The 13,383-nt window shown below is 29.1% G+C and carries 7 protein-coding genes; 4 read left to right on the top strand and 3 right to left on the bottom strand.

The genetic code is table 11. The features are described from left to right. Positions 1-82 precede the first annotated feature (82 nt). From ACH5BF_RS10680 to ACH5BF_RS10670, 3 genes are read left to right on the top strand one after another with little or no spacing between them, the layout of a single operon-like run. Entirely contained in the window at positions 83-3,448 is a 3,366-nt protein-coding gene (locus ACH5BF_RS10680; protein WP_423274224.1) for an AAA domain-containing protein, read from the top strand. Continuing rightward, a complete protein-coding gene (locus ACH5BF_RS10675; protein ID WP_423274223.1) occupies positions 3,441-4,745 on the top strand; it encodes a phospholipase D-like domain-containing protein in 1,305 nt (434 codons plus the stop codon). Before ACH5BF_RS10680 ends, ACH5BF_RS10675 begins: the two co-directional genes overlap by 8 nt. Then, entirely contained in the window at positions 4,732-5,352 is a 621-nt protein-coding gene (locus tag ACH5BF_RS10670; protein WP_423274222.1) for a hypothetical protein, read from the top strand. The genes ACH5BF_RS10675 and ACH5BF_RS10670 overlap by 14 nt, the downstream gene beginning before the upstream one ends. A 327-nt stretch (positions 5,353-5,679) precedes the next feature. On the opposite strand, the gene ACH5BF_RS10665 is transcribed toward ACH5BF_RS10670, so the two are convergent. Genes ACH5BF_RS10665 through ACH5BF_RS10655 form a run of 3 tightly spaced genes read right to left on the bottom strand, consistent with a single transcriptional unit; the run spans position 5,680 to position 8,582 of the window. Next, positions 5,680-6,963 carry a TRAP transporter large permease gene (locus tag ACH5BF_RS10665; RefSeq protein WP_423274221.1) on the bottom strand — a complete coding sequence of 428 codons (1,284 nt, stop codon included), beginning with the start codon at positions 6,961-6,963 and terminating at the stop codon, positions 5,680-5,682. After that, positions 6,963-7,580 (bottom strand): TRAP transporter small permease, encoded by a 618-nt coding sequence (locus tag ACH5BF_RS10660; protein WP_423274220.1) that lies wholly within the window; start codon positions 7,578-7,580, stop codon positions 6,963-6,965. Before ACH5BF_RS10660 ends, ACH5BF_RS10665 begins: the two co-directional genes overlap by 1 nt. 6 nt (positions 7,581-7,586) lie before the next feature. Continuing rightward, positions 7,587-8,582, bottom strand: coding sequence for a TRAP transporter substrate-binding protein (locus ACH5BF_RS10655; RefSeq protein WP_423274219.1), 996 nt, complete (start codon positions 8,580-8,582; stop codon positions 7,587-7,589). Between the two features lie 363 nt (positions 8,583-8,945). Here ACH5BF_RS10655 and gltB point away from each other — a divergent pair, with 363 nt between their 5' ends. Continuing rightward, complete coding sequence (gene gltB, locus ACH5BF_RS10650; protein WP_423274218.1) at positions 8,946-13,382, top strand: glutamate synthase large subunit; 4,437 nt, start codon at positions 8,946-8,948, stop codon at positions 13,380-13,382. The last annotated feature ends 1 nt before the right edge of the window (position 13,383 follow it).

Here is a 13,383-nt window from a genome sequence, read left to right as displayed (position 1 = left end):
AATTCCATTGCAGATAAAGGTAGAACCTCGAGGTGATGGGACGAGTGTTTTGGATTTATAAATAATATTTAAGGATAAAAATTTGTTAAAAAGTTATGAGTTAATTAAAAAAATAAAAGATAATGTATTATTAGTAAAAAATCTCAAAGATGAACAGTTAATAGTAAAAGTATATCCAAAAAATAGTAATGAATACTCTACAATTTATCTTCATGAGATAAAAGCTTTAGAAAAATTACTTCATCAAAATGTAGTGAAAATTGAAAAATCAGAAGAAGATGAAGATAATTATTATTTACTATTTAAGTTTATTCATGGTGAAACTATTTCTTCTGCATTTAGAAATTTAAATAATGATAGAGAAAAATACAATTTCTTAAAAACTATAAATAAGATATTGGATGCATTAAATTATATTCATTTGAATAATTATACTCATAATGATATAAAGCCAAATAATATAATAGTAAATTATAACAACGAACCTTATATATTAGATTTTGGGACAGCAACTATTTCAAATACTATCACTAAATCAGTAAGTGAATTATCACTATGGTATGCAAGTCCTGAACAGAAGAATAATCTAGATGTAGATTTACGTTCAGATTTTTATTCTTTGGGTGTTACAATAATTGAAACTTTAGTAGAAAAACAATTATTTAATAAATTCATAGAAAAAAAAATATCTATAGAAGAGTTAATAGATAGTATAACTTTTTTTACAGATGGTAAAAATGAAGAATTGAAAAATATTCTAAAACAAATGACATATGAAGATAGAAATCATAGGTTTGACAATGCTAAAGAAATTATCACTCGTATAAACAATATTTTGAGTTTCTTTAATTTTGAAAATGAATATGAGTTAAACCTTAGTGAAACAGTAAAAAAGCAATTAATTGAAGATTATAATAAATCTCCTTGGGATGTATTAGAATTTATAAATGAGAAACTTAATAATGAAATAAAATATGTAGAATATGGTAAAGATCAAGAAGATAGGGATCAAGTAAAAATTTGTACTAAAGATTTAGTATTTTATTGTGGAATTAAAAGTAATGATCACTTTTATGTTTTTAGATATTCTCAAAGAGTACCAGATTCGATTAAACAAAATGGGCATATACTCGAAGATAAATTTATATTATCAGAAGGACATCCTTTATCTAAATATAATTTAACTGATGAATTAATTGATAAGTTAATTAGATTAGATAAAAAAGAAACAAAAGAAAAAGAAGAAAGAAAAGAAAAAAAAGATTTTTTAACAAAAACAGAACAGCAGTTAAAAATTGAAAGAGCAATTTTAGATAAAAAGAATATTTTTTTATATGCATATACAGAAAATATAAAGAAGGCAAAAAAAGAGTTTACAGCCAAGGTCATCAATCAATCTAATATTAAGATTAGAAAAGAACATTTAAAAAGTACAATAGAAGAGAAATTTATACATCAACTATTCAATGATGGTTTTATTGATGATCCGAATAACCAAGATTTAGTTGAATTATTAAATAGTTTGATTGAAAACTTCTTTTTTGAATACAGTAAAAATGATATAGCAAAAAAACTTTCAATTATGCAAAAGAAGAAAAAAGAAGATGTAAAGAAAAAATTGATTTCAAACTATGAAGAAATTGAAACTAACATGAAAAAGTTAAAGTTTAATGCTGAGTTATTGTTTTTTATGTATCCAGAATATTTAATCAAACAAAAAGAAGAGGATGATTTTTTTGAACAAAACGATGATGTGATAGTTGAAGGATTAAATAAAAAAAATAAGTTTAATTCACAATGCTATGTACAAAACATAAGTGTTATAAAAAAAGAAATAAATTTAAAACATGATAAAGAAATATCAAAAATTCCAGATGAAATAAAAATATCTTTTGATTATGCTCGTAGTAGTGGAGTTTTAAATAAGCAAGAGTATTCAATAAAGGATTTAAAAAGTAATAGTACGATTATTGATAACTTACTGGGTAAGATTTCTAATCCAAACTCCCTTGCACCAAAAAGAGAAATTCCTAAAATAGATATAGATTTTCTTGTTAATAAAAGGTTAGATGAGAATCAAAAAGAAGCAGTTGAAAAGGCACTTAGTTTAGAAATGGGTGAATACCTTGTTATTCAAGGACCTCCAGGAACAGGTAAAACTACAGTAATAACAGAAATAATTCAACAAATTTTGAAAAGAAACAAGTTAGCTAAAATTTTGGTTACTTCACAATCTAATCAAGCAGTAGATAACGTATTGGAAAAAATATGTGAAAATGAAAATAAAATTGTCAGATTTGGTAATGATAAAAGTAAATTTTCTGATACAGCACTAAAATATCATGAAGAATCAGTTTTTTATAGTTATTTACAAGAAGTAAAAAAAAGATTGGATAACGATAATACAAACTATTTTTTAAAAGGAGAACAGCTAGACTCTCTTCATAAAAGATGGAGGAATACTATACTTCAAGGTGATGATGAGTTAAAAACACTTTTATTTAAAAAAATAAGAGTAATTTTTGGGACTTTAGTTGGAATAAGTAGTTGGCAAGATTTTAGAAGTATAGAGTTTGATTATATTATTGTTGATGAGGCAGGTAGAGCAACTTTACCTGAGTTGATGATACCACTTAGAAAAGCAAAAAAATTTATTTTAGTAGGAGATCATAACCAATTACCACCAATTGTTGATAATACCGTTTTATCAAAAATGATAGACTACAACAAAAAAGATTTAGAAACAACACTGTTTGAAGAACTATATAAGAAAATAGAGCATAATGATTTTAAACATTTTTTAAAATATAATTATCGTTCACATTCAAGTATTGCTAAATTGTATAGTGAAGTTTTTTATGATGGAAATATTGAAACTAAAGATGATTTAGTTAGAGAGCATCAACTAGACTTTGAAAAGAAAGTTTACTTCTACAGTACTTCAAATATTGAAGGCAGATTTGAAAAACATAAGGGTAATGGAAACATAACTAATAACACAAATAAAAAGGTTATTATAAATATCTTAAAGGAACTTCAATTAAATGCAATTAAATATGATAAATATAAATCTGTGGGAATTATAACACCTTATTTGACTCAGAGAGATAATTTACAATCTTCAATTGGACAAATGAAATCAAAATTTGATAAATTAGATATTGATATTAATTCAGTAGATGCATTTCAAGGAAGTGATAGAGATATAATTATTTATGACATGGTACGAAGCAAATCTAATTCAAAAGTAAATATAGAGTTTATTGCTGATGAAAAGAGGTTAAATGTAGCACTTTCAAGAACAAAAGAGTTATTATTTTTAGTTGGTGATGCAAATTTTATTTATAGTTGTAATTCAAAAGAAGGAAATAATCCATGTAAAAAAATTATTGAATTGATTAGTCAAGATAAAGATTATTATGAAATTAAAGAGGTGACAGATGAATAATATACAAAATACTATAGAATATAAGGAAATACTTACAAGAAAATATTATGAATATTATCATGATGAAAAATATGAGTTGTATGATATTCAAGAATTTTATTATCCTTATTTTAAAATCATATGTAATTGTATTTTTAGAGAAAAAACAAAATTATCAATAATAGAAGAGATTTTTTTAAGTGCTATAAAAGAAGGTATAAATGATTTAAAGGAACTAGAAAGTTTTTTAGCTCTAGATAAAGAAGTCTTTGAAGAATTAGCTGCACGTTTACATATCGATAAACTTTTTGTAGAAACACCTATTTTAACTTTAACAGATGCAGGTATTAAAGTACTGAATGATAGTGGAATACTTACAACTCAAGAAGATGACAGATATGTACTCTTAGATGCTATTTTAGGTACTCCTATTTCTATAGACATAACAGATGAGCGAAAAAAAGACAAATCTAAAAATAAAAACAATTTAAGAGTACAAATACCATATCCTAAAACTGAAACATTGGATAAAAATGTTAATAATAAAGCATTACAGACAGTATTGTTTGAAAGTATAAAAAGTACAAATAATAAAGAGAAAGAAATATATGAAATAAAAGAAATATTAGATACATATAAATTTCATAAAAAATATTATGCACTTTTTTTTAAGAATGAAAATAATCCTAAAAAAATATTAATTTTAAATAATGGTGAACCAAACGATGAGTTAACTAATATAGTTAGTGATTTTGAACAAAAAGGAAAGAATTTATTTGATTTATCAAAACTTGCTAAGGAAGAACATCTAGAACTATCAAAAGATAAAACTATAAAAGAGTATTCTGAAATAGATAACTTAGATAATGGTACTCAATTAAGTACATATGAACATCCTAAGTTTTTTGATTATGCATTTAAATATTCAAAAAAAGAAGTTGTAATAGTTTCCCCTTGGATCAATTGGAATGTAATAAAGGAAAAAAAAGACTACATAGAAGATGCATTAAAAAGAAATGTAAGAATTACGTTTAATTATGGTATGGGAGAAATAAAAGATTTAGATAAAGAATCAAAAGAATTCTTTGATAAAATGAGAGCTAAATATAATAACTTATTGGTATATATTACGCGTAATGTACCTGATCATTCTAAAATATTAATTTGTGATAGGGATTGGATGATTACAACAAGTTTTAACTGGACATCCTTTAAAGGAGATATAAATAGAGCGAAAAGGAAAGAAAAGGGTACATTTTTAAATGATAGAAGTGAGATTTTAAAAAATATTGAAGAATATTCAAGTGAACCTCTCTAAATCCCTCTACACAAAAGGCATCCAATGCCCCAAATCACTTTGGCTTAAAAAATATAAGCCAAGTGTACTAACACCTCCTGACGAGTCTGCACAAGCTATATTTGAAACAGGAAATATAGTAGGCAACTTAGCTTGCACTTTATTTCCTGATGGAAAAGAAGTATCATATACAAAAGATTTTGATGAGATGATATCTACTACAAAAGAGTTTTTAGAAGAGGGCATATCAAATATCTACGAAGCTACATTCAACTTCGATGGAATACTTATCATGGTAGATATACTAAATATCACCGACAACACTATAAATATCTACGAAGTAAAAAGCTCTGCAGAGGTAAAAGATATCTATATACACGATGTATCTATAAAGTATTATGTACTTAAAAATGCCCTTGAACCAATGGGCTATAAAATAAATAGTACAAATGTAGTTCATATAAATAGTGAGTACACAAGAGGTGATGAACTAGATATAAACCAACTTTTCAAAATAGTTGATGTCACTTCGCAAGTTCAAGCTTTGCAAAAAGATATTCCAAATACTTTATCAAAGTTTAGTGAAATTTTGAGTGAGAAGGAACTTGAATTAAATATAGATATATGAAAACATTGTAATAAACACTACGAATGTGATGCAAAAGAGCATATTTTATATGCTGTATTTTTCTAATTTATATATCTATCAATAGCTATGAATCTTATTGAATAGTATTAAGTGTTTTTTGAAAAATGAGATGTCTTATTTAGGTTTATGATTTTTTGATTTTAAAACTGTGCAGTTACTGTGCAGTTTTTTTTGTTCAGTTTTACTTCTCTGAACAAAAAATGAGAAAAATATAATCAAATTATTCCTCTATAGTTTTGCTTGTAAATCCGATTTTATAGGAAAAGATCCCATAAAACCGTGAATTAATAATTTTAGTAGATTTTATCATCCACCATACATTAGATTTGGAAGCCATAAAGCAACCTCTGGGATGTATGTAGTGATTAATAATCCTGCTAAGATTGTCATTGTCCATGGGAATGCCGCAACAATAACATCTTTGATACTCATACCTGTAAGTCCTGAAGTTACGAATAAGTTCAATCCAACAGGTGGGGACACCATTCCAAGCTCCATATTGATTGTAATTACAATACCAAAGTGAATTGGGTCAATTCCAAGTGCAATAGCAACAGGAAGTAATAATGGAACCATAATCATAATAATAGCACTTGGCTCCATAAATGAACCAGCTAAGATTAATAAGATATTTACCATTAATAAGAACATATATTTGTCAACATTTGCTTCAATTAACGCATTTGTGATTCCTTGAGGAATGTTTTCAATTGTTAAGAAGTGAGCAAATAACATAGCATTAGCAATAATAAACATAATCATCGCAGTTGTTTTTGCAGACTCTAAAGCAGTTCCCCAAATTTCTGTGATTTTAATATCTTTGTAGATAAATACAGAAACAATAAATGCCCATACACAAGCAACAGCTGCAGCTTCAGTTGGAGTAAAGATACCACCATAGATACCACCAATAACAATAACAATTGTCATTAATCCCCATGCTGCATCTTTCATTTTAGCAAGTCTTACTCTTAATGGAGCTGGTTCAGTTCTTTCAAAACCAAGTCTTCTAGCACCAATATATGTAACAACCATCATCATTAATCCAAGCATTAAACCTGGAACAACACCTGCCATAAATAGTTTACCGATAGAAACTTCTGCAGTAACACCATAAACGATAAGTACAATTGATGGTGGAATTAAGATACCTAAAGAACCAGCAGTTGCAATAGTACCAACAGCATATCTCTTAGGATAACCAGCTTGCATAATTGCACCAAACATAATAGATCCAATAGCAACAACAGTTGCAGGAGAACTACCAGATACAGCAGCAAAAATAATAGATGCGAAAATAGCAGAGATAGGTAATCCACCAGGTAAGTGACCTACACAAGCTTTTGCAAACTCAATAATTCTAGTTGCAGCAGAACCTTTTGATAGTAAATTACCTGCAAAAATGAACATAGGAATTGCCATTAAAGAGTAATGCTCAACTTTTTCAAACATCATTGCCGAAATCTCAATTGGAGAAATTGGCGTAAATAACATCAATGTTACGAACGTTGCTACACCTAAACAGATTGCAATCGGAGCTCCAAGAACTACAAGGAAGAAAAATATACCGAATAATACACTTACACTCATTATAGCATTCCTCCTGTTTTCTTTTCTACTTCTTTAACCATATCATTTAACTCTTTTACATGTTTGTTTGAATTATCATCATGTTTAACACCTAATTCAGCTAAAACCATTTCAGCTTCACTTTCAGGTACAACTTTATCATGTGGAGTTTTGATAATATGTACAATTTTCTCACCCACTCTATATGCACCAAATGCGAATGAAACTGGTATAACTAAATACACAATCCACATAGGCATATCCCATAAATCAATCGATCTTTCATCAATTTCATGAACTAATAGTAAATATTCGTATCCATAGTATGAAACAGCAACTAAAAAGAAGAATGTTATAATATGTGAAATTAATAACATTGGCTTAGCGATTTTAGTTGGTACTACATCTAATACTACAGTAACTGCAATGTGTGCATCTTTCTTGAAACAATACGCGGCTGCAAAGAATACACTCCATAAAAATAAAAAAACCGTAAGCTCTGTTGCCCATACTAATGATGCGTCAAATACATATCTTGCAACAACATTAGTAAAAGCAATAGCAACACCGGCAGTAATACCGATGGCTGCTATTGATTGATTTATAAAGCCTATAATTTTACTTATAAAACTAAACATTATTAACTACTTAGTGTTAATAGTTTTTTTGATTAAATCTTCACCAATTGTTCTCTCAGAGTAGAATTCTGGGTAAATTTTACTAACTTTATTTCTCCAAGCTTCTCTTTGCTCAGTTGTTAAAGTATGGATTTTTAATTTTCCAGTAGTTTCTGCATACTCTTTGATTTTTTCTAATTGTGAATCATTTAATTCTTGCGCGTATTGTCTTTCTTTTTCAGTTGCTTCTTTCATAGCTTGTTTTACATTTGCTTGTAAATCAGATGGTAATGAATTCCAGAATCTTTTTGACATTACAACTAAGTAACCTAAGTAACCGTGGTTAGAAATAGTTAAGTCAGTTTGTACTTCGTGGAATTTCTTAGTGTAGATATTAGAAATTGTATTTTCTTGACCATCAATAACACCTTGCTGTAACCCTGAGTAAACTTCAGAGAATGGCATCATTTGTGGGTTTGCATCTACTGCATGGAATTGAGCTTCTAATACTTTCGAAGACATAATTCTAAACTTTTGACCTTTTGCATCTTCTGGGTTAATTAAAGCTTTTGTAGAAGATGATAATTGTTTAAATCCATTATCCCAGAAATCTAAAGCAATAATACCTTTAGCTGTAACCATATCTTTTAATGCTTGTCCTACTTCACCATCTTGAACTCTATGTAAGTGGTCGATATCTTTGAAAAGGAATGGTAAATCAAAAATTGCTAAGTTTGGAACAATCTTACCAAATTTAGAAAATGAAGGTGCTGCCATTTGAACAGAGTTTAATCTTAATGCTTTTAATACTGCATTATCTTTATATAATTGAGATGATGGATAAACTTGAACATCAATTTTTCCACCAGATAACTCTTCTAATCTCTTTTCAAAGAAATCTGCTGCTTTACCCTTTGGTGTATTTGGGCTAACTACGTGTGAGAACTTTAAAGTATACTCAGCTGCTAATCCTGAAGTTGCAACCATTGCTGCTGCAATAGTTCCTAGTACTAATTTTTTCATATCATTTCTCCTTAATTAATTTGATATATGAAAATTATAGTAAAAAGTTATGTCACAATTATGTACAATTGTTTAAATTTTAAAACTTATTGTTACTTACTATATAACATTAATTAAATCTCTTAAGTTTTATATAAGTATTACAAAATGTAATACTAAAAGTAGTGTTTCTAAAGTCACAAAATAGTTTCATAAAAGTTTCATAAAGTTGCTAGAGCTACCATCATAGCATGAATAGAAAAAATCATATATTTTTTAAGTGAAAATTAAAGGCAAATTTTTTTTAACCATTTTTTAAACAATATAAAGGTATTATATCCCACTTTTCTTAAGGAATATAAAAGATTAAAATAAAGGAAAATGATGGGTTGTAATTTAGACTTACTAACTTCTTTTAAAGACAACTGTGGTTTTGGTCTTGTTGCAGATATGAAGAACAGACCAAGTCATAAGAATTTAGAAGATGCGATAACTTCACTAGAAAGAATGATGCACAGAGGTGCAGTGGCAGCCGATGGTAAAACTGGAGATGGTTCAGGTTTACTTTTATCTATGCCAGATGAATTTATGAGAAAGATAGCTGCGCAAAATGATGTTGCGTTACCTGAAAAGTATGCAGTAGCTATGATTTTTACAAAAGATTTACAAGACATAGATACTTTTAAAGAGTACTGTGATACAAATGATTTAAAAGTTGTTTTAACTAGAGATGTACCAGTTGATACTGATGCTTTAGGACAACAAGCTTTAGAAACATTACCACATATTATTCAAGTATTTGTAACTCCAAATACTTTAATGTCATCAAAGAGATTTGATGCAATGTTATACATGACAAGAAAAGAGTGTGAGCACAAACTAATAGATAAGAAAGATTTTTATATTCCTACATTCTCATCTACAGTAATTGCGTATAAAGGGCTTGTAATGCCTACGCATATTAAACACTTCTATGTTGATTTAAGAGATGAAGACTTCAAAATCTCATTCTCATTATTTCACCAAAGATTCTCTACAAATACATTACCTCAATGGAGATTAGCACAACCATTTAGAGCAATTGCACATAATGGTGAGATTAACTCGGTTGAAGCAAATAGATTTAATGTAAAAGTTAAATCTGAAAATATTAAATCTGAAATATTCTCTGATGAAGAGCTTGAAAGATTATTCCCAATCTTACAAGAAGGTGGATCTGACTCCGCTTCTTTAGATAATATGTTTGAATTTATGTTAGCAAATGGAGTAGATTTCTTTAAAGCGGCAAGATCTTTAGTTCCTGCACCTTGGCAAAATGCTCCTCATATGGACTCTGATTTAAGAGCATTCTATGAGTACACTGCTACTGCAATGGAAGCATGGGATGGACCTGCTGCTGTATCTTTAACTGATGGTAGACATATTGGTTGTTTAATTGATAGAAATGGATTAAGACCATCAAAATATGTAATTACAAAAGATGACAAATTATATATTACTTCTGAGTATGGTACTTTAAAAATTGATGAAGAAAACATTTTAGAAAGAGGAAGATTACAATCAGGACAAATGATTGGACTTGACCTTAAACATGGAAAAGTTTTAAAAGAAGAAGATATCAATAACTACTTAAAATCATCTCAACACTATTCTAAATGGTTAAATGATGATATGGATTACTTACAAGAGTATATTGAAGATTCATTCTTAAATACATCTGATTACAAAGTAAAAGATTTAGAAAAGAAACAAAAATACTTCAATATTACTTATGAAGCAATCGATCAAATGATTGAGCCAATGGCACAAGATGGTAAAGAACCAGTTGGATCAATGGGTGATGACACTCCACTTGCATGTTTCTCAACTGTAAACAGAAACTTTACAGACTTCTTTAAACAAAAGTTTGCACAAGTTACAAACCCACCAATTGACCCATATAGAGAAAAAGTTGTAATGTCTTTAGAAACAGGTTTTGGTAAGGTTCAAAATGTATTAGTTGAAAAACCAGAAGATGCAAAGAGAATTAAAGTAGCTTCTCCTATTTTAATGAAAGAAAAATTTGATGTATTATTCTCATTTGGTGATGAAAACTCTCCAAGATATGATGAATACTACAAAAATAAAGTTTTCTCAACAACATTTAAAACAGATTTAAAAACAGCATTAGAAAACTTAGCTTCGAAAGTTGTAAAAGCAGTTAAAGAAGATGGTGTTTCAATTGTTATTTTAGATGATAGAAATATCAGTGAAAATAATAAATTAATTCCAATGGCTATGGCTGTAGGATATGTAAACCAAGCTTTATTAAAAGCTAAAGTAAGACATAGTGCTTCAATTGTACCTGTTACTGGTGAAGTTTATGATCCACATATGGCTGCTGTAATGTTAGGATTTGGTGCACAAGCTTTATATCCATACATGATGTATGCTACTACTGTTGCATTATTTGAAAGACAAGATGTATCTAAGTATGAAATGCAAAGATTACTTAAAAATACTCAAAAAGCAGTAAATGCTGGTTTATTAAAAATCATGTCTAAAATGGGTATTTGTACTATTGCTTCATACAGAAACTCTTCATTATTTGATGTAATTGGATTATCTGATGAAATTATTGGTGATTGTTTCCCTGATGCTTATTCTGAATTAGCTGGACTTGGTTATGAAGATATTGAAGCTAGAGTTGAAAAATCACATATTAATGCATTCCATGATGATAATCACATGTTCCCACTAGATTTAGGTGGTTTCTATAAATATGCAAACGGTGGTGAGTACCATGATTATGGTCCAGCTACAACTAGAGCTATGCACAATAAGTCTGCTACAACAAAAGAAGAAATTACTGATTTTGATGGACTTAAAAAATTAGTTCAAAACAGAGATAAAAAATTCATCAGAGACTTCTTAGAATTTAATTCTGATAGAAAATCAATTTCAATTGATGAAGTTGAATCTAAAGAAGATATTTTTAAAAGATTTGCATCAGCTGCAATGTCATGTGGTTCTATTTCACCAGAAGCTCACGAAGCATTAGCACAAGCTATGAATACAATTGGTGGTTCGTCAAACTCAGGTGAGGGTGGAGAAGATCCAGCAAGATTTAATACTCTTAAAAACTCTAAGATTAAGCAAGTTGCATCAGGTAGATTTGGTGTTACTCCAGGATACTTAAGAAGTGCAGAAGAGTTACAAATTAAAGTTGCTCAAGGTGCAAAGCCTGGTGAAGGTGGACAATTACCAGGTCACAAGGTTACTCCATTAATTGCAACATTAAGACATACTGTTCCTGGTGTTACATTAATTTCACCACCACCACATCACGATATTTACTCAATTGAGGATTTAGCGCAGTTAATTTTTGACTTAAAACAAATTAACCCATTAGCAAAAATCACAGTTAAGTTAGTTTCATCTATTGGTGTTGGAACAATTGCAGCAGGTGTTGCTAAAGCATATGCTGATAAAATTATTATCTCAGGTGGAGATGGTGGTACTGGTGCAGCTCCATTAACATCTATTAAACATGCAGGTAACTCTTGGGAGATGGGTCTTTCTGAAGCTCATAATGCTTTAAAAGCGAATAACTTAAGATCTTCTGTTCATGTACAAACAGATGGTGGATTAAAAACTGGTTTAGATGTTGTTAAAGCTGCATTATTAGGTGCTGAATCTTATGCGTTTGGTACAGCTGCATTAACACTTCTTGGATGTAAAATCTTAAGAATTTGTCATACAAATAAATGTTCTGTTGGTGTTGCAACTCAAGATGAAGATTTAAGAGGTCACTTCACAGGAACTGTTGAAAGACTTATTTCTTACTTTACATTTATTGCAGAAGAAGTTAGAGAAATCTTAGCTGAGCTTGGATATAAATCAATTGAAGAAATCGTTGGTAGATCTGACTTATTAAAAGTAATTGATGATGAATTTGCACAAAAATTTGACTTCCAAAATATTTTAAGAAGAATTGATGGAGTTGATACTTGTCAAAAAGAATCAAATGAGCCATTTGATGATAACAAATTCGAGAAAGAATTATTAAAGAAAGTTCATAGAACAATTGAAAACCCAAATACACCAGTAAAAGTAAATACTGAAATTTCTAACTTAAATAGATCATTCGGTGCTTTAATTTCTGGTGAAATTGCAAGATATTATGGAGATACTGGTTTACCAGAAAACTCTATAAACATTAACTTAACTGGAATTGCTGGTCAATCATTTGGTGCTTTCATTTCAACTGGTATGAACTTAACATTAACAGGTGCTGCTAATGATTACGTTGGTAAGGGAATGAATGGTGGTAAAATCATTATTAATCCTGCTCACCAAGGTCAAGAATTTGCTGGTGCTGGTAATACTTGTTTATACGGTGCAACAGGTGGTAAACTTTATGTTAGAGCTGCTGTTGGTGAAAGATTTGGTGTTAGAAACTCTGGTTGTATTGCAGTTGTTGAAGGTACAGGTGATAATGCTTGTGAATATATGACTGGTGGTATTGTAGTAATTTTAGGAAATACAGGTATTAACTTCGGTGCTGGTATGACAGGTGGTCTTTCATTTGTTTATGATCCAGAAAAATCATTTGTTGATAAAATGAACCAAGAGTTAATTGAAGCTGTAAGAATTGATACAGATGATACAGAAAGAGAAAGATTATACTTAAAAAGATTACTTTTAGATTATGTTCATGAAACTGAAAGTGAAGCTGCTGAGAAAATCTTAGGAAACTTCAGAGCTGAAATTAGAAACTTCTGGATGGTAAAACCAAAAAATATGACAGTATTACCATTAGATCCAGATAAGGGAGATTAAT

This window comes from Arcobacter pernae, assembly GCF_049472135.1.
Lineage (GTDB): Bacteria > Campylobacterota > Campylobacteria > Campylobacterales > Arcobacteraceae > Arcobacter_B.
This window is presented reverse-complemented; position numbering and strand designations above follow the sequence as displayed.